This window comes from Streptomyces himastatinicus ATCC 53653, from assembly GCF_000158915.1.
GTDB classification, from domain to species: domain Bacteria; phylum Actinomycetota; class Actinomycetes; order Streptomycetales; family Streptomycetaceae; genus Streptomyces; species Streptomyces himastatinicus.
The window spans coordinates 10243927-10262020 of the sequence record NZ_GG657754.1 but is presented as its reverse complement, the minus strand read 5'-3'; the positions used below and the strand labels follow the sequence as shown (position 1 = coordinate 10262020).

Below are 18094 nucleotides of genomic sequence, written 5' to 3'. Positions count from 1 at the left end.
ACACGTACGGCAGCCGCCCGGCGAGGTCAGCGGTGGAGAACCATCAGGTCCGGCCGTTCGAGGAACCGGGCGATGTCGCGCAGGACGAGCGAACCCAGCTCGCCGTCGACGAGACGGTGGTCGAACGACATGGTGAGGGTCGTGATGTCGCGCAGCCGTATCCGGCCCTCGTGTTCCCACGGCATGCGCCGCACCTGGCCGAAGCAGAGGATCGCCGCTTCGCCGGGGTTGAGGATCGGCGTTCCGCCGTCGATGCCGAACACACCGATGTTGGTGATCGTGAAGGTCCCGTTCCTCATCCGCTCGGGTGGCGTCTTGCCCGCACGGGCCTGTTCGACGAGGTCGGTGAGCGCCAGAGCGATCTCCCGCAGGGAGAGCCGCTGGGCCGCGGCGATGTTGGGGACGATGAGCCCTCTCGGTGTCGCCGCGGCGATGCCGAGATTGACGTCGGAGTACTGGACGATCTCACCGGCCGCGGCGTCCCACTTCGCGTTGATCCCGGGATGCCGCGCGATGGCGGTCAGCACTGCCTTGATGACCAGGCACAGGGGTGTCAGGCGCACATCCCCGAACGCCTTGTCGGCGCGCGCCCTCTCCAGCAGTCCGAGGGACCGCGTCACGTCGACGGTGACCCACTCCGTGACGTGCGGGGCGGTGAAGGCGCTCTCGACCATGGCCTGCGCGGTGTGCTTGCGCACTCCGCGAATCGGGGTGCGCACCACGTCGTCACGGGCGGGGCCCGGGGCGTTCGGCGTGGTTGCCCGCCGCTCGGCGAGGCGGTGCACGTCCTCGCGGGTGATGCGTCCCGACGGGCCCGTGGCGGACACCAGGCTCAGGTCGACCCCGAGGTCGCGGGCGAGCTTGCGCACCGGCGGGGCGGCGAGGGCCTTCCGGGCGGACGGTGTGAGGGCCGGTGGCTCGGGCTTCCGCTTTCGCGGGCGCCGCGCCGTCCGCGCGTGCGCCGGGCCGTAGCCGACCAGGACGGGCTCGCGGGCGGGGGCGGACGGCTGCTCGCTCGGGGCGCCGTCCTGGGCGGGAGGATCCACGAGGTCCGTGGCATCGCGTTCGGGCCCCGCCTGCGGGGCGCTGTCGTCCTCGACCTCGAACGAGATGATCGGCGTACCGACGGCCACCGCCTCTCCCGCGGCACAGAGGATCTCGGTGACGGTCCCGGCATACGGGCTGGGCAGCTCCACCACCGCCTTCGCCGTTTCGATCTCGGCGATGATGTCGTTCACGCCGACCGGGTCGCCGGGGCCCACCCGCCATGCGAGGATCTCGGCCTCGGTGAGCCCCTCCCCGACGTCGGGGAGCGGGAAATGCCTGGTCACGAGCATCGTGTCCTCCAGAAGAGGTGTGCCGGACGGTTCACCCGGCACACACCCGGTCGACGGCGTCGAGGACGCGGTCGAGATCCGGCAGGTAATCGCCCTCCGCCCGCGCCGGCGGATAGGGGATGTTGTAGCCACCGACCCGTTCCACGGGGGCCTCGAGGTCGTAGAAGCAGTGCTGCATGACCGTCGCGGCGATTTCGGCGCCCAGGCCGACGTTGACGGGCGCCTCGTGGACGACCACCACGCGTCCCGTCTTCGACGCCGAGCGGCACAGTGCGCCGGTGTCCAGCGGCGACAGCGAGCGGAGGTCGAGGACTTCCAGCGAACGGCCTTCGGAGGCGGCGACCTCGGCCACGCCCCGCGCCACCGCGACCATGGGCCCGTACGCGACGACGGTGGCGTCGGAGCCCTCGCGCAGCACCCGGGCGCGCCCCAGCGTGTCGCCGTCCACGGGGCCGCCGAGGCCGACCTCGGCCCGGTCCCAGTAGCGGCGCTTGGGCTCGTAGAAGATGACGGGGTCGTCGCACGCGATCGCGGCGCGGAGCAGGTCGTACGCGTCCTGGGGGTGGCCGCACGCCACGACGCGCAGCCCGGCCGTGTGGCAGAAGTACGCCTCGTTCGACTCGCTGTGGTGCTCGACCGCGCCGATTCCGCCCCCGACCGGGATCCGGATGGTGACGGGGAGCCGCAGCAGCCCGCGGGAGCGTGCCCGCATCTTCGCCAGCTGGCTGACGATCTGGTCGAAGGCGGGGTAGACGAAACCGTCGAACTGGATCTCGCAGACCGGTCGGTACCCGCGCAGGGCCAGGCCGATGGCCGTCCCGACGATCCCCGATTCGGCCAGCGGGGTGTCCACGACGCGGTCGCCGAACTCGGCGGCCAGGCCATCGGTCACCCGGAACACCCCGCCCAGGGAAGCGATGTCCTCGCCGAGCAGAACCACCCGCTCGTCGTCGCGCATCGCCTGCCGCAGGCCCTCGTTCAGCGAGCGCCCGAGCGTGAGCGCGGTCGTGGTCGTGGCGGCCTCGTCCTGGGTGTCTTTCCCGGCCGATGCGGCCGCGGCGGTGATGGTCACAGGAAGGACTCCAGATACGTTTCGAAGGCTTCGCGTTCGCGCCGCAGGGACTCGGGCTCGTCGCACAAGGTGGCGCGGAAGGTGTCGCTCAGAGACGGCTCCGGAAGGGCACGGCACTCCCGCCGCGTCCGCGTGGCCAGCTCCTCGGCGTCGGAGGCGACCGTGGCGAAGTAGTCCTCGTCGGCCCAGCCGCGCGCCGTGAGCAGCAGGCGCACGCGCTCCACGGGGTCATGGGCCTGCCACCGGGCCGCCTCGGCGTCGTCGCGGTAGCGCTTGGGGTCGTCCGATGTGCTGTGTCCGGACATGCGGTAGGTGTGCGCCTCGATGAACCCCGGTGCGCCACCGGCCCTGACCCGCTCGACCATGCGCCGGGTGGCGGCGTGGACGGCCAGTACGTCGTTGCCGTCCACGGACACCGCGTCGAGACCGAACCCCTTCGCACGCTCCCTCAGCGGGCTCGCGTACTGCTTGCTCGCGGGTGTCGAGATCGCCCATCCGTTGTTCTGGCAGAAGAACACGACGGGTGCCGATGTCACCGCCGCCCAGTTGAGCGCCTCGCTGGCGTCCCCCTGGCTGGAGGCGCCGTCGCCGAGGTAGGTGAACACCACGCTGTCGGCGGCGTCGTACCGGACGCCCATCGCATAGCCGACGGCGTGCAGTGTCTGCGTGGCCAGCACCAGGCTGTAGATGTGGAAGTGGTACCGCTCGGGGTCCCATGAGCCGTGGCTCGTGCCGCGCCACTGCGACAGCAGTTCCGTCGGTGAGATGCCACGGCACAGGGCCGCCACGTGTTCGCGGTAGGACGGGAAGACCCGGTCGTCCGCCCGGAGGGCGCGGATCGATCCGGCCTGTGCCGCCTCCTGCCCGAGGGACATCAACCAGAGCCCCAGCTCGCCCTGGCGTTGCAGGGAGTACGCCTCCTGGTCGAGGCGGCGCCCGAGCACCATGTCGCGGTACAGCCCGCGGACCAGGTCGCCGGTCACCTCGAGCATGTCCGCGGCCGTCTGGTCGTCCAGCGTCCCGGCCGGATCGACCAGCCGAAGGACGCCATCGGCGGAGGAAGCGGCGGAGTGTGTGCTCATCCGTTCCTCCAGACGACCTTGACGACTTCGAGCGACCGGTTCAGGAACTTGATGAGCTGCCGCACCCTGATCTCGTCCGTCGTGTCCACCTCGATGGTGATGCGCCGCAGCCCGTCGACGGGCGCGGCGACGTCCATGGTGAGCACGTCGAACTGGCGGTGCGCCAAGATCAAGGCGACCCGGGCGACCGCCAGGGGCGTGGCGACGACATCGATCCGCAGTACGGCACCACGAGGGCGGGTGCGGGGCTTCAGGGCTTCTGAGGGGGCAGCGTATGTCGCTGACTGTGTCGCGGCTGACATGCGGACACGTTGTCAAGGGCCCGATCCGTGCACAACACACGTGTGCGCAGCGGTGCGCAGTACGCTCTTCTCGGGAAGTCCATCGCGTCGAGAGTGATCGTTGAGGGAAGCGCTGCGTACACTTGCGGCATGTCGGCACCCGTACATCTCGACTCGGTCGACCTTCAGATCCTGGAGTTGTTGCGAGCCGACGGGCGGCGCACCGTTCGTGACATCGCCCGCCTGGTGCAGCTTTCCCCGGCGCCGGTCCGGCGGCGCATCGCACGCCTGGAGGAGTCGGGGGTCATCACCGGCTACACGATCACGACGGATCAGGCCAAGCTCGGTCAGGGGCTCCAGGCGGTCACCGAGCTGCGTTTCACGGGTGACACGGATATCCACGACATCCTGGAGTTCGCGTCGACGCTGCCGGAGGTCGACGAGGTGCTGACGCTCACCGGCGATGTGGACGCGCTCGTCCGGTTGCACGTCGACAGCGTCGACGACCTCCAGAAGGTGGTCAATCGGCTGCGTCGCAAGGGTGTCGGTGTGCTCCAGACGAAGACGCTGATCGTCATCGACTCCTGGCAGCGCGGAACGCCCGTGCCCTGAGCTGGTCAGGACACGGGCGTTCAGGGTGCGGGAGGGGGCTTCTCAGCCCTCTTCGTCGTCCATGAGCGCCAGCAGTGGCCCCCGCTCGTCCTCGGGGACGTAACCGGCGTAGTACTCGTAGAGCTTGCGCCGCGAGATGCTCGCCGCCGCCGGGCCGTCCCCGGCCCGAATGGCCTCCAGCACCTCCTCGTGGTGGCGGAGCGACTCCCGCATCAGCGCCGTGCTGTTGTGCGCGTGGGCGACCTTGTCCGAGATCAGGGAGAGGACGGCGCCCCGGACCACCTGGTTGCAGACCTCGATGAGGGAGTTGCGGCTGGCCACCGCCACCGCCTCGTGGAACGCGACGTCCGCCTTGCTGAACTCCTCGTACCCGGTCTCGATCGCGTCCGCCATGACGGCGAGCGTCCGCTCCATGGCCGACAGTTCCTCCTCGGACCGCAGCCGGGCCGCCAGCAGGCTCGCCGACCCGTCGAGGATCATGCGGAACGAGATCAACTCGGCTATCGACACATTGTCGAACTGGACGAGCCGGGCCATCTCCTTGGTCATGCGGTCCGACGAGAACGGCAGGATCTCCGGGCCGTTCGGGTCCCCGTGGCGCGAGCGCACGAGGCCGTTGCTCTCCAGCACGCGCAGGGCCTCCCGCACAGTGGGCCGGCTCGCCCCGAACTGCGTCACCAACTCCCGCTCGCTCGGCAGCCGCTGCCCGGGCTTCAGGTCACCGCGCGCGATCGCCTGCTCGATCTGTTCGACGATGCGCTGGTAGAGCCGTACCGGCGCGACCTGCCGGAACTGTGCCCCGTCGCTCAAGGCTTCTCCCCTTCGGGCGTGGTCGATGTTGTTTCCTTCTCCCCCGTGGGCGCGCCGTGGGCGTGATCCGGCCAGGCCGGAACCGCCTCGGCAGGCCGGTTCCGTTCGTACCATGCAGCGGCCCTCAGAACGCCGAGATCATCGAAACGGCGGCCCGCGATCTGCACCCCGATGGGCCGACCGTCCGCCGTCATTCCGCAGTTGACGGTCGCGGCGGGCTGGCCCGACATGTTGTACGGCGCGGTGAAGCCGATGTGGGCCATGGTCTTCGCGTCCGTCGAGAACGGCATCGGCTGCTCGGCGGAGAACGCCGCCACCGGGGCCACCGGCGAGAGCACCAGGTCGTACGGGACCGTCGCCGCCACGGTCTGCGCCTGGATGCGCATGATCTGCTGGTAGCACTGGAGCACCCTGGTGCCCGGCACGTCCGCGCCGCCCTGACACCACCGGATGATGTGGGGGTGGACGCGCAGCCGGGCCTCGGGCGACAGGGCGCGGAAGTCGTTCCAGGACCGCACCCGCAAGAACAGATCCAGGTCGTCCAGCAGCTCCTGGGTCATGAACGGCTCGACCGGCTCCACGACGGCTCCGGCCGCCTCGAAGACCTCGGCGGCGCGGTTCACCGCGGCGAGGATCTCGGCGTCGCTCGACTCCCCGCAGCCCGCATTGAGGTGCACGCCCACCCGCAGTCCGCGGACCTCGCTCTCCAGCGCCGACCAGTCGATGTCCTGCGGTGGCAGGCTCGTCCAGTCCCGGGGATCCGGTTGGCTCAGGACACGCATCAACAGGGCCGCGTCCGCCACCGTACGGGTCAGCGGACCGGCGGCGCGCCCCAGGTAGGGGGCGTCCAGCGGGATCCTCCCGTAGCTGGGCTTGAGCGTGGCCAGGCCCAGCCAGGTGCCCGGCAGCCGGATCGATCCTCCGATGTCGGTGCCCACGTGGAGCGGGCCGTATCCCCCGGCGGCCGCGGCCCCGGCACCGGAGCTGGAGCCGCCGGTGGTCCAGTCGGGGTTCCAGGGGCTGCGCGAAATGCCGTGCCTGCTGGAGACGCCCGAGGAGAGCATGCCCCAGTCCGGCATCACGGTCGACCCGAGTATCACCCCGCCGGATTCGAGGACCCGCGCGGTGATGGGCGCGTCCGCCTCGGGGACGACCGGCTCGGTCCCCGCGTTGCCGGAGGGCATGGGGACGCCCCGGCGGGCCACGTTCTCCTTCAGGGTCACGGGCACGCCGTCGACGGGCCCGAGCGGCTCCCCCGCCGCCCATCGGGCCTCGCTGGCCTGGGCCGCCTTGCGGGACTCGTCCGGATCTCGCACCCAGAACGCGTTGAGCACGCCCTCGCGGGCCTCGATCACCGATTGGACGGCATCGTGGACCTCGACCGGCGACAGCGTGCGGTCGGCGAATCCGGCAACCATCTCCACGGCCGGCAGGGCGGCCAGGGTCTGTTCGGTGAGCACCCGCACTCTCCTTCTCCCCCAGCTACCGCTGGGTGGTGCCCCCGGGCGATCCCGGGGCGTTCGAGCCCTTGACAGGAACAGCTTCAGTCGACACGGTACCTGGCAAGTGAGCTTACTGGTCAGGCCAGTGATAACGGAAGGTGGCGTCCATGACGCGGGACACCAAAGTCGTACGGCTTGCGGTCATTCCGGGCGATGGAATCGGCCCGGAGGTCGTCGCGGCGACCGTGCCCGCGCTCCGGGCCGCGCTGGAGGCCGACGGCCACCGGCTCGACGTGACCTCGTTCGACTGGGGCGGTGAGCGGTACCTCCGGCAGGGCGCGGCGATGCCGCCCGATGCGGCCGACCTCGTCAAGAAGACGGACGCCGTGCTGTTCGGCGCCGTCGGGCGTCCCGACGTACCGGAGCACGAGCTGGTCTGGGGCCTGATCATCGGCCTGCGGCAGCAGCTCGACCTCGCCGTGAACCTCCGCCCGGTGCGCGCCTTCCCCGGCGTTCCCACCAAGGTGCGTGACACCGACGGCGTGGACCTGGTGATCGTGCGCGAGAACACCGAGGGCGAGTACGTCGGCGCGGGCGGGGTGGCGCACGCCGGGAGCGGACACGATCTCGGGATCGAGGTCGCCGTGCACTCCCGCCGTGCCATCGAGCGGGCGGCACACCAGGCCTTCGCCCTGGCGGGCCGCCGGTCGGGGCGGCTGTGCCTGGTGACCAAGTCCAACGCGATGCGTTACGGCTATCCGCTGTGGGACCGCGTGGTGCGCGAGGTCGGCGAGCAGTACCCGGGAGTCGAGCTGGAAACGGTGCTGGTCGACGCGATGGCCGCCCGTATGATCCAGGCTCCGCGCTCCCTCGATGTGCTGCTCGCCAGCAACCTCTTCGGCGACATCCTGTCCGATCTCGCCGCGGTGCTCGCGGGCGGTATGGGCATGGCGCCCAGCGCCAACGTCCTGCCGGACGCGGAGGTGCCGGGGATCTACGAACCCGTCCACGGCTCGGCGCCGGACATCGCCGGTAAGGGCGTGGCGAATCCGGTGGCCTGTCTGCTCTCCGGCGCGATGCTGCTCGAGGACCTCGGACACACTGACGCGGCCCGCCGCGTCCGCGACGCGGTGGCGGACACCTTGCGAGATACCAGGCACCACACGGCCGACCTCGGCGGCAACGCCACCACGGCGGACGTCGCATCGGCCGTTCTACACACAATGGAAAGCCAGGGTTGAAACATATGAAACAGAACAAGCAGCTGCCGCGGTACACCGGGACGGTCGCAGCCACGCTCGCATGCACGCTGCTGGCAGCCTGCTCGGCCGGGTCCACATCGGACGGCAGCGGCGGCGGCTCCGACAAGGCCAACGACAGCCTGAAGATCGGCCTCACCGCCGAGCCGGCCAACCTGGACTTCACCAAGACCGCCGGCGCCGCCGTTCCGCAGGCACTGCTCTACAACGTGTACGAGAACCTGGTGAAGCTGGACCAGTCGGGGAAGATACAGCCCCAACTGGCCAAGTCCTGGAGCCTGTCCAAGGACCGCAAGACGTACACGTTCCAGCTGGTGAAGGGCGCCAAGTTCAGCGATGGCAAACCGTTCACGGCCGAGGACGCCAAGTTCTCCATCGAACGCATCACCTCCGACTGGACGGTACAACTGAAGTCACAGATGAGCGTCGTCGACACGGTGAAGGCGGTGTCGCCCACCGAGCTCAAGGTCACCCTGAAGAGGCCGAGCAACGACTGGCTGTACCGGATGACCACCCGCCTCGGCGCGATGTTCAGCCGGACCGGCGTGAGCAACCTGGCCACCGAGCCGGTGGGCACCGGCCCGTACGAGGTGAAGAAGTGGAACCGCGGCGACTCGATCACGCTGGCCCGCCGGAAAGGCTACTGGGGGCGTGAACCGCACTTCGCGTCGGTCACCCTCAAGTACTTCAAGGACCCGACGGCCATGAACAACGCGATGCTCACGGGCAACATCAACGTGATCGGCCAGATGCCGTCCCCGGACGCCTTGAACCGGTTCGAGAACAACCCGAAGTACAAGGTCACCGAGGGCTCGACCAACGGCGAGGTGGTCCTCTCCCTCAACAACGGCTCGGGCCCGATGAAGAATCCGAAGGCCCGCCAGGCGGTCCGCTACGCCATCGACCACAAGGCCCTGATGGAGACCTGCTGGGCGGGCCGCGGCAAGCTCATCGGCAGCATGGTGCCTCCGACCGACCCGTGGTACCAGGACCTCACGAACCAGTATCCGTACGACCGCAGCAAGGCCAAGAAGCTCCTCAAGGAGTCCGGTGAAGCGGGTCGTACGCTGCGGCTGCGGATTCCGACGCTGCCTTATGCCACCGCGTGCGGCACCGTGGTGAAGAGCCAGCTCGAGCAGGCCGGGTTCAAGGTCAAGCTCGACCAGCTGGAGTTCCCCGCCGCCTGGCTGTCCACCGTGTTCAAGAACGCCGACTACGACATGTCCATCATCGGCCATGTGGAGCCCCGCGACATGCAGGCGGTGTTCGGCGACAAGAAGTCCTACCTCCGCTACGACAGCCCTGAGTTCCGCGCGTTGCTGGAGAAGGCGGACGAGGGGAACCAGAAGGATCAGATCACCTACATGCGGGAAGCCGCGCGGCTTCTGTCCAAGGACGCCGCGGCCGACTGGCTGTTCCTGCTGCCGAACCTGATGGTGGCGGACAAGGACATCACCGGCCTGCCCAAGAACTCCGTCTCCGAGTCACTGGACCTCACCGGTCTGGGCCGGTCCTGAAAGGCGACCTCATCCGATGATCGTCCGTCTAGTGCAGCGGATCGCGATCCTCCTGGCCAGCCTCGTCGTGAGCTCCATGCTGGTGTTCGCGTTCATGGCGGTGCTGCCAGGGGATCCGGCCCGCGTCGCCCTCGGCACCAGCGCGTCGGACTCGGCGGTGGCGCAACTGCGCGAGCAGTTCGGGCTCGACCAGCCGCTCGTGGTCCAGTACCTCCACTGGGTACAGGGACTGGTGACCTTCGACCCGGGGAACTCCTACGTCTCCCACGCGCAGATCGGCCCGCAGATCGCCGACCGCCTCCAGGTCACCCTGTGGCTCGTCGGCACCGGGATGGTGCTCGCCTGCATCCTGGCGATCCCCATGGGCATCCTCATGGCGGTGCGGCACCGCAGGCCGTCCGGGCTCATTCTCTCGGCCCTGTCCCAAGTCGGCGTGGCCGTCCCGGCCTTCCTCGCGGGCATCCTCCTGATCACCGTGTTCGCGGTGGGGCTGGGGTGGCTACCGGCGAACGGCTGGACACCCCCGGCGGAGGATCCGGCCCTTTTCCTCAAGCAGCTGGTGCTGCCCGCGCTGTCCCTCGGAATGGTGCAGGCGGCCATGCTCACCCGCTATGTCCGCAGCGCCGTGCTCGACGTCCTCCGGGAGGACTATCTGCGCACCGCTCGCGCCAAGGGACTCCGTCCGACGCAGGCGCTTTTGCGGCACGGCCTGCGGAACGCGGCGGTGCCCGTGGTCACCGTCCTGGGATTGCATCTCGCCACGCTGCTGGTGGGCGCCGTCGTCATTGAACGGGTCTTCGTCATTCCCGGGCTGGGGAGCCTGCTGCTGGACAGCGTCTCCAACCGGGACCTCATCGTGGTGCAGGACGTGGTCATGATCATCGCAATGGCGGTGCTGCTTGTGAACTTCCTGGTGGACCTCGTCTATCTGGTGATCGACCCGCGGCTCAGGGTGGGTGCGTCATGAGTGCTCTGGTTACGGAAGCCGCCGTCGCGTCCGAGGGGCCCGACGGCCGACGGCGGCGCCGCCCGGTGACGGGCAGCCTCCTGGTGGGCGGTCTCATCGTCGCGCTCGTGCTCGGCATGGCGCTGCTGTCCTTCGTGTGGACCCCGCACGACCCGACCCTGGTGAACTCCTCGGCGCGGCTGCAGGAGCCGTCGCTGGAGTACTGGTTCGGCACGGACAAATTCGGTCGCGACGTGTTCAGCCAGATCCTGATGGGCTCGCGCACCACGCTGTTCGTCGGCTTCGTGGCGGTGGGGGTCGCCGCCGTGGTGGGAGTGCCCCTCGGCATCGTCGCCGGGATGGGTCCCCGCTGGTTCGGCGAGCTGCTGATGCGCGGCAACGACATGCTCCTCGCCTTCCCGGCGCTCTTGCTCGCCATCATGTTCGCCGCCGTGTACGGCGCCAGCACGCTGGTCGCGATGGTCGCCATCGGTATCGCGTCCATCCCCAATTTCGCCCGCCTGATCCGTGGCGGCACCTTGCAGGTCATGAAGACCGAGTACGTCATCGCCGCGCGCGCGGCGGGCCGCGGGCCGTTCGCGATCGGCCTGCGGCATGTCCTGCCCAACGTCAGCAGTCTCGTCATCGTGCAGGCGTCGGTCGGTTTCGCCATCGCCGTACTCGCCGAGGCCGCCCTGTCCTTCCTGGGCTTCGGCACCCCGCCCCCCACCCCGTCCTGGGGCCGGATGCTCCAGGAGAGCCAGGAGCTGCTGTCGTCCGACCCCCGGCTCGCCGTGTTCCCGGGCGTCGCGATCGCGGTGGCGGTGCTCGGATTCAACCTGCTCGGTGACGGCCTGCGCGACCGTTTCGACCCCAAGCTGGAGGACCACCGATGACCCCGGTACCCGACACGGCACCGGCCTCCGGGCAGGGCTCCCCCGATGATGTCCTGTCCGTGCGGAACCTCGATGTCACCGTGGGCGGCCGCACGCTCGTCGAGGACGTCGACTTCACCATCCGGGCCGGCGAGCGGGTCGGCCTGATCGGTGAGTCGGGGTCGGGCAAGTCGCTGACCGCGCTGAGCGTCATGGGCCTGCTCCCCGAGGGGCTCCGGGCCACGGGTTCGGTGCGGCTCGCCGGAGTCGGCCACGACCTGGTGGGTGCCGACGAGGCGCGGATGTCCCGGGTCCGGGGCAAGGAGATCGCCATGGTCTTCCAGGAGCCCATGACCGCCCTCAACCCCACCATGAAGGTCGGCCGGCAGATCGCCGAGGTGCTGCTGATCCACCGGACCAGGCCCGACCGGGCGTCCGCCCGCGCCGCCGCCGTGGAACTGCTCGCCCAGGTGGGGCTTCCCGATCCCGCGACCGCCGCGGACGCCTACCCGCACCAGTTCTCCGGCGGCCAGCGGCAGCGGGTGGTGCTGGCCATCGCCCTCGCGAACGACCCGGCGCTCCTGGTCTGCGACGAACCCACCACCGCGCTCGACGTCACCGTGCAGGCGCGGGTGCTCGACCTGATCGTGCGGGGCGTCCAGGACCGCAGGTCGGCCATGCTCTTCATCACCCACGACCTCGCCGTGGTGGCCACCGCCTGCGAGCGGGTCATGGTGATGTACGGCGGGCGGCTGGTCGAGTCCGGCCCGGTCCAGGAGGTGTTCACGCGCCCCCGGCACCGCTACACCCAGGGCCTGATCGGCGCGTCCGACCTGACCGCGGTCGACGACCGCGGCCGGCTGGTCACGATCGGCGGATCGGTCCCGCCGGCCGGGCAGTTCCCCGCCGGATGCGTCTTCCGGAACAGATGCACCCAGGCGACCGAGGCGTGCGCCACCAGGCCGGATTGGATCTCCACCGGCCCGGACTCCGGCTACGCCTGCTTCCACCCGGTACCCGAGAGCGGCGCACCCGGGACCGGCACACCCGCGATCCAGGAGGCCGGCCGTGGCTGAGCAGCCGACCAGCGTCCCCCTCGCGACGCCCGGGCCGCAGACCGGCCCCGCGAACGCCATCGACGTCCGCGACGTCACCCGCGACTACCGGCGGCCGCGCACCTCGCTGCGCCACCCCAGCCCCCCGGTGCACGCCCTGCGCGGCGTCAGCTTCGCCGTCCCCCAGGGACAGCGGTTCGGCATCGTGGGCGAGTCGGGGTGCGGCAAGTCGACCCTGCTGCGGATTCTGGCCGGGCTCGACCGCCCCACCAGCGGCAGCGTCGCGATCGACGGCCGGGACATCACCGGACTCCGCGAAAGACGGCTGAAGTTCGTCCGCGAGCGGCTCCAGCTCGTGTTCCAGGACCCGATGAGTTCGCTGGACCCGCGCATGCGGGTGGGCGACATCGTGGGGGAGCCGCTCATCGCCCAGGGGCACGGGAACCGCCGGGAGCGGGTGGCCGAGCTGCTGGAGGCCGTCGGCCTGCGCGCCGACGCGGCGGACCGCTATCCGCACCAGTTCTCCGGCGGCCAGCGGCAGCGCATCTCGATCGCGCGCGCCCTCGCTCCGCGTCCGAAGATCATCGTGGCCGATGAGCCGGTGAGCGCCCTGGACGTGTCCGTACGGGCCCAGGTGCTCAACCTGATCGCCGACCTCGTCGACGAGTTGTCCCTGACGCTGGTCTTCGTCTCCCACGACCTGTCCGTGGTCCGCCATGTGTGCGACCGGGTCGCGGTCATGCATGCCGGACAGATCGTGGAGACCGGGGACACGGAGCAGGTGTACGAGGACCCGCAGCATTCCTACACACGCAGGCTGATCGCCGCCGTTCCGACCCTGGGCAAGGCACTGTCCGGGGTGTCGGCAGCCGACCTCAACCAGGAGTACCGACCGTGACCACCCACGTCCGACCCGCCGACGGCGAACCCCCCGTGGTACTGGAGTTTCCCGAGGGTCTTCCCATCGGCGACCGCTGGGTCGAGGCACCCGCCACCGAGGACGTCCGCTTCCCCTACGACGGGACGCTCGTCGCCCGGGCCCCCGTCGGGGACACCGACCTCGCACGCGCCGCGGTCGACGCGGCCGTAGCCCTCCGCGAGCAGGTCGGACGGCTCCCCTCGCACACCCGCAGGGCCGCGCTGCTCGCGACCCACGAGGCGATCGTCTCCCGGCGCGCGGACTTCGAGCGGCTCCTGGTCCTGGAGACCGGCAAGCCGCTGGTCGACTGCCGGGTCGAGGTGGACCGCACCCTGCTGACCCTGCTGACGGCGGCCGAGGAAGTGGCCCGGCTGCACGGTGAGACGGTGCCGCTGGACCTGCTGCCGTCGGGTGAGGGGCTGCTCGGCTTCTGGACCCGCAAGCCGATCGGCGTGGTGGTGGGCATCTCGGGCTTCAACTACCCGCTGCTGCTCGCCGCGCACAAGATCGCGCCCTCGCTGGCCGCCGGCTGCCCGGTCATCGCCAAGCCCGCCCCGCAGACACCGCTGGCCACCCTGTGGCTGGTGCACCTCCTCCGCGAGGCCCTGCACTCCGGCGGCGCGCCGCGAGCCGCGGTGCAGCTGGTGACCGGAGGACCGGAGGTGGGCGTCGCGCTGACCACCGACCGCCGGATCGGGGCGGTGTCCTTCACCGGTTCCGCCGCCGTGGGCCACCGGATCGCCCGGGACGCGGCACCCACCAAGGTGCTGCTCGAACTCGGCTCCAACGCCGCCCTGGTGGTGGCCGCCGACGCCGACCTCGACGCCGCCGCCGACGCGGTGGTGCGCGGCGGGTACTACGCGTCGGGCCAGGCGTGCATCAGTGTGCAGCGGGTCATCGTCGTGGACGCCGTGCGCAAGGAGTTCGTGGACCGCCTGACGGAGCGGGTGGCCCAGGTGACCGTGGGCGATCCGCGCGATCCTCAGACGCGCGTCTCGGCGCTCATCGACCAGCGGTCGACCGAGCGGGTGTGCGCGTGGCGGGACGAGGCGGTGGCGGCCGGGGCGTCGCTGGTGGCCGGAGGCCGCGTCACCGACGGGGTGATCGAGCCCACCGTGCTGCTCGACGTGGACGGCACCCTGCCCGTCTGGGACGAGGAGGTCTTCGGCCCGGTGGTCGCGGTGCGCTCCGTCCCCGATCTGGACACGGCGTTCGACCTGGTCAACGACTCGCGCTACGGACTGCACGCGAGCGTCTACACCAGCGCCCTAGACACGGCGTTCACCGCTCTCGACCGCCTGGAGGTGGGCGGAGTGGTCGTCAACGAGGTTCCCGGTTTCCGTTCCGACGTCATGCCGTACGGCGGCGTCAAGGACTCCGGGGCCGGAAGGGAAGGCCCGAGGTTCGCCATCGAAGAACTCACCGTGACCCGTATGGCAGTGATCCGTCCGACGACAACGAAGCCGTGAGGACCATGGAAACGAAGGACCACACCGACGCGGTGGAGGCGTACTCCCGCCTGTTCAGGCTCGACGGCCGCAAGGCCGTCGTGGTGGGCGCGGGCAGCGGAATCGGCCGCGAGAGCGCCCTGGCCCTGGCCGCGCACGGCGCCACGGTCGTGTGCGCCGACCGCGATCTGACGGCGGCCACGGAGTCGGCGTCGATGGGGCCGGGGCTCGTCCCGTACGCCCTCGACGTGCTCGACGGCGAGGCGGTCGCGCGTGCCGCCGAGGGAGCCTCGGAGCCGTCCGACGTGCTCGTCTTCACCGCCGCGACGAACGTGCGCAAGAGCCTGCTCGACTACACCGCGGAGGAGTTCGAGCGGGTCGTGGCGCTCAATCTGCGTGCGTCGTTCGACCTGGTGCGGGCGTTCGGCCGGGGCATGGCCGAACGCGGCGGGGGAAGCATCATCGGCTTCAGCTCGATCCGCGCGGTCGCCGTCGAGCCGGGGCAGGGGGTGTACGCGGCCACCAAGGCCGGTCTCGTCCAGATGCTGCGGACGGCGGCGGCCGAGCTGGGCCCGTCGGGCGTGCGCGTGAACACCGTCGCCCCGGGCGTCGTGGACACACCGCTGACCGCGCAGATCAGGTCCGTGCCCGAGTGGTCGGAGGCCTACGCGTCCAAGAGCGCCCTGGGCCGCTGGTCCCGGCCGGACGAACTGGCCGGCGCCGTCGTCTATCTCGCGTCGGACGCGTCATCCTTCGTCACGGGCAGCCAGCTGTTCGTGGACGGTGGCTGGACGGCCATCGACGGACGCTTCACGCCGCCCAGCTGACGGGCGCCGGGCATACCTCAAGGCCCCTCTTCCAGGGTGGTTCACTCTGGAAGAGGGGCCTTCAAGGTTTCGTCTCAGTCGCTGCGCGTATCAGTCGATGCGCTCGAACGGCTCCGTTCCCTCTTCGTCCGGCGCGACCGTGAACACGACCTTCTCGAACGTCCCCGTGTACGCGAACTCGCCCTCATAGCTGGGCGAGGAGGGCGACAGGGTGTCCCGGCCGACGTCGAGGCCCTGCCATCCCAGGAAGTGCGGGAGGACCCGCGGAATGTCCTCGCTTCCGACCGGCCTTCCCGACACGGAGAGGTGTCCGACGCCCCGCATGTCGCCGGTCTTGACGAACTCGAACGTCAACTCCGCCGGACCGGTGGGGAGTTCTTCGTCCGAGGTCACCGTGTAGCGAGTGCCGAGGAAGTTGTACTCGTAGACCAGCCGGTTATCCTTGACGTACAACACGTATCCGCTGCTGATGTTCCCCAGGGACACCAGGACGCCCTCGTCCGCCGCGGTGGCGCGGTCGACGTGCGCGGTGATGCGGTGCGCCCGGTTCATCACCGGTGGCACCGCGGCGATGGGCAGATGGGCCATGCCAGGGTAGTACGTGAAGGTGGTGCGCAGGCGCGGCGAGCCGGGGCGCGGAATCTTCGCCCGGTAGGCGAACCCCTGGTCGTCCAGCGGCAGCACATCGTACTTCCCCGCCTCCACCCAGAAGCGGGCGATCATCTTCTGTAGCTGCTCGGGCCGCTCCTGCGCCAGGTCGTTGCACTCCGAGAAGTCGGTGTCGTGGTGGTACAGCTCCCACTGGTCCTCGTCGAAGGACGTGCCGCGCTGGTGGAAGGAGACGGCCTTCCAGCCGTCGTGCCAGATCGCGCGGTGCCCGAACATCTCGAAGTACTGGGCTTCCTTGCGGGTGGGCGCGGTCGGCGAGCCGAAGGTGTAGGCCATGCTGATGCCGTGGATCGGCAGTTGCGGGATGCCGTTGTAGACCTCGGGGGCCTGCACACCGAGCGTCTCGAAGAGGGTCGGGACGATGTCGTTGACGTGGTGGAACTGCTGCCTGACCTCGCCGGTGCGCGGCAGCCCACGGGGCCACCGCACGATGAGCGGGCAGCGGACACCGCCCTCGTGGGTGTTCTGCTTGTAGCGCTTGAACGGCGTGTTTCCCGCCTGCGCCCAGCCCCACGGGTAGTTGGCGTGGGCGCGCGTGGTGCCGATGTCATCGATCCGCGCGACCATCTCCTCCAGGTCCTCGGAGAAGCCGTTCTGGAACGCGGTGGGGTTCAGTGAACCCTTCTGCCCGCCCTCCTGGCTGGCCCCGTTGTCCGAGAGCAGGATGGTGATGGTGTTCTCCATCTGGCCTATCTGCTCCAGGAACTCCATCAGCCGCCCGATGTGGTGGTCGGTGTGGTCGAGCATCGCCGCGTACGCCTCCTGGAGGCGTACGGACAGCTTCCGCTCGTCGTCCGACAGCTCGTCGAAGGGCACGACCCCGGGGTTGCGCGGCGCCATTTCGGTGCCGGGTGGCAGGATGCCGCGTTCGATCTGGCGGGCGTGCCGGGTGGCGCGCTCGGCGTCCCATCCGTGGTCGAACCGGCCCCGGTACTTGTCCAGGTACTCCTGGGGAGCCTGGTGCGGGGCGTGGGCCGCGCCGAACGCCAGATACAGGAAGAAGGGCTTGTCCGGAGTGACCGACGTCTGGTCGCGGACGAATTCGATCGACCGGTCGACCAGGTCCTCGCTGAGGTGGTAGCCCTCTTCCGGGGTCTTCGGCGGATCCACAGCGTGGTTGTCGTAGAACAGCTCCGGATAGAAGCTGTCCGTCTCGGCTTCCAGGAATCCGTAGTAGCGCTCGAACCCGCGCGACAGCGGCCACTGGGTGTACGGCCCTGAGGCGGTGGTCTGCTCCATCGGCGCCAGATGCCACTTGCCCACGGCCATGGTGTTGAAGCCGCTGTCCCGCAGCACCTCGGGCAGGGTCGCGGCGGCCGTGGTGATCCGCCCGCGGCCGCTGGGGAAGCCGGTGTCGAAGTTGGACAGCATGCGCATGCCGACGGAGTGGTGGTTCCGGCCGGTCAGCAGCGAGGCCCGGGTCGGCGAGCACAGCGTGGTGGTGTGGAAGTTCGCGTAGCGCAGGCCGCCGGTGGCGAGGGCGTCCATGGCCGGGGTGTCGATGTCCGAACCGAAGCAGCCGAGGTCGGAGAAGCCGACGTCGTCGAGCACGATGACCACCACATTGGGCGTGTCCTCGGGCAGCTTCTGCTCCTCGGGCCACCACGGGGTCGATTCCTCGTAGGTGGTGCCGATCTTGCCTTGGAAGGTCCCGCTCGCGGACGGCGTATGCGGGGAGGCGTTGGTCATCCAGAACGCTCCTTTGCGCGGCCGGCAGACCCCTGGAGGTTCCGGGAGAGAGGCTCCAGTTAACTGGCCTTACCAGTAATCTGGGCGTCAGTTTCGCCCGCTCCCGTTGCCTGTGTCAACCACCCCCGCCCTCTGTGCGGGGCTCGGGCGGTGGGTCAGCGGGTCCGGTGCGTCAGGGGGTGTTGGGCAGGTCCGCGGCGCAGCGGAACCCCATGTGGCCGGTGCTGCTGTCGGGGGTGTTGGAGGTGCGCGCG

Annotated in this window: 16 protein-coding genes; 9 read left to right on the top strand and 7 right to left on the bottom strand. The window is 70.0% G+C overall.

Translation table 11 applies throughout. The annotated features are described in order from the left end of the window. Positions 1 to 26: 26 nt before the first annotated feature. Genes SSOG_RS43150 through SSOG_RS52885 form a run of 4 tightly spaced genes read right to left on the bottom strand, consistent with a single transcriptional unit; the run spans position 27 to position 3793 of the window. Positions 27 to 1337: a dihydrolipoamide acetyltransferase family protein gene (locus SSOG_RS43150; protein ID WP_039942732.1), complete on the bottom strand. Its 1311-nt coding sequence runs from the start codon at positions 1335 to 1337 to the stop codon at positions 27 to 29. Between the two features lie 31 nt (positions 1338 to 1368). Beyond that, entirely contained in the window at positions 1369 to 2409 is a 1041-nt protein-coding gene (locus SSOG_RS43145; protein ID WP_009720635.1) for an alpha-ketoacid dehydrogenase subunit beta, read from the bottom strand. Then, positions 2406 to 3491 carry a thiamine pyrophosphate-dependent enzyme gene (locus tag SSOG_RS43140; RefSeq protein ID WP_009720634.1) on the bottom strand — a complete coding sequence of 362 codons (1086 nt, stop codon included), beginning with the start codon at positions 3489 to 3491 and terminating at the stop codon, positions 2406 to 2408. The genes SSOG_RS43145 and SSOG_RS43140 overlap by 4 nt, the downstream gene beginning before the upstream one ends. Beyond that, positions 3488 to 3793: an ACT domain-containing protein gene (locus tag SSOG_RS52885; protein ID WP_009720633.1), complete on the bottom strand. Its 306-nt coding sequence runs from the start codon at positions 3791 to 3793 to the stop codon at positions 3488 to 3490. Before SSOG_RS52885 ends, SSOG_RS43140 begins: the two co-directional genes overlap by 4 nt. Positions 3794 to 3922: 129 nt before the next feature. Between SSOG_RS52885 and SSOG_RS43130 the strand changes: the two genes are divergently transcribed. Continuing rightward, on the top strand, positions 3923 to 4384 hold the full coding sequence (locus SSOG_RS43130; RefSeq protein ID WP_009720632.1) for an Lrp/AsnC family transcriptional regulator: 462 nt from the start codon (positions 3923 to 3925) through the stop codon (positions 4382 to 4384). Positions 4385 to 4426: 42 nt separating this feature from the next. On the opposite strand, the gene SSOG_RS43125 is transcribed toward SSOG_RS43130, so the two are convergent. Together SSOG_RS43125 and SSOG_RS43120 are read right to left on the bottom strand one after the other, a co-directional pair. Further along, positions 4427 to 5194, bottom strand: a complete 768-nt coding sequence (locus SSOG_RS43125) for a FadR/GntR family transcriptional regulator (protein WP_039940134.1) — start codon at positions 5192 to 5194, stop codon at positions 4427 to 4429. After that, positions 5191 to 6654 carry an amidase gene (locus SSOG_RS43120; RefSeq protein ID WP_039940132.1) on the bottom strand — a complete coding sequence of 488 codons (1464 nt, stop codon included), beginning with the start codon at positions 6652 to 6654 and terminating at the stop codon, positions 5191 to 5193. The genes SSOG_RS43125 and SSOG_RS43120 overlap by 4 nt, the downstream gene beginning before the upstream one ends. Positions 6655 to 6803: 149 nt before the next feature. Between SSOG_RS43120 and SSOG_RS43115 the strand changes: the two genes are divergently transcribed. Genes SSOG_RS43115 through SSOG_RS43080 form a run of 8 tightly spaced genes read left to right on the top strand, consistent with a single transcriptional unit; the run spans position 6804 to position 15482 of the window. Next, positions 6804 to 7877: an isocitrate/isopropylmalate dehydrogenase family protein gene (locus tag SSOG_RS43115; protein ID WP_039940131.1), complete on the top strand. Its 1074-nt coding sequence runs from the start codon at positions 6804 to 6806 to the stop codon at positions 7875 to 7877. Positions 7878 to 7882: 5 nt separating this feature from the next. After that, positions 7883 to 9412, top strand: coding sequence for an ABC transporter substrate-binding protein (locus SSOG_RS43110; RefSeq protein WP_039940130.1), 1530 nt, complete (start codon positions 7883 to 7885; stop codon positions 9410 to 9412). 16 nt (positions 9413 to 9428) lie between these two features. Further along, on the top strand, positions 9429 to 10379 hold the full coding sequence (locus SSOG_RS43105; RefSeq protein ID WP_039940129.1) for an ABC transporter permease: 951 nt from the start codon (positions 9429 to 9431) through the stop codon (positions 10377 to 10379). After that, positions 10376 to 11254, top strand: coding sequence for an ABC transporter permease (locus SSOG_RS43100; RefSeq protein ID WP_208867449.1), 879 nt, complete (start codon positions 10376 to 10378; stop codon positions 11252 to 11254). Before SSOG_RS43105 ends, SSOG_RS43100 begins: the two co-directional genes overlap by 4 nt. Beyond that, entirely contained in the window at positions 11251 to 12309 is a 1059-nt protein-coding gene (locus SSOG_RS43095) for an ABC transporter ATP-binding protein (RefSeq protein WP_009720625.1), read from the top strand. The genes SSOG_RS43100 and SSOG_RS43095 overlap by 4 nt, the downstream gene beginning before the upstream one ends. Further along, positions 12302 to 13186, top strand: coding sequence for an ATP-binding cassette domain-containing protein (locus SSOG_RS43090; RefSeq protein WP_009720624.1), 885 nt, complete (start codon positions 12302 to 12304; stop codon positions 13184 to 13186). Before SSOG_RS43095 ends, SSOG_RS43090 begins: the two co-directional genes overlap by 8 nt. Beyond that, positions 13183 to 14676 (top strand): aldehyde dehydrogenase family protein, encoded by a 1494-nt coding sequence (locus SSOG_RS43085; RefSeq protein WP_078510542.1) that lies wholly within the window; start codon positions 13183 to 13185, stop codon positions 14674 to 14676. The genes SSOG_RS43090 and SSOG_RS43085 overlap by 4 nt, the downstream gene beginning before the upstream one ends. Before the next feature lie 5 nt (positions 14677 to 14681). After that, complete coding sequence (locus SSOG_RS43080; RefSeq protein WP_009720622.1) at positions 14682 to 15482, top strand: SDR family NAD(P)-dependent oxidoreductase; 801 nt, start codon at positions 14682 to 14684, stop codon at positions 15480 to 15482. Positions 15483 to 15572: 90 nt separating this feature from the next. On the opposite strand, the gene SSOG_RS43075 is transcribed toward SSOG_RS43080, so the two are convergent. Beyond that, positions 15573 to 17840, bottom strand: coding sequence for an arylsulfatase (locus SSOG_RS43075; RefSeq protein WP_009720621.1), 2268 nt, complete (start codon positions 17838 to 17840; stop codon positions 15573 to 15575). Between the last annotated feature and the right edge of the window lie 254 nt (positions 17841 to 18094).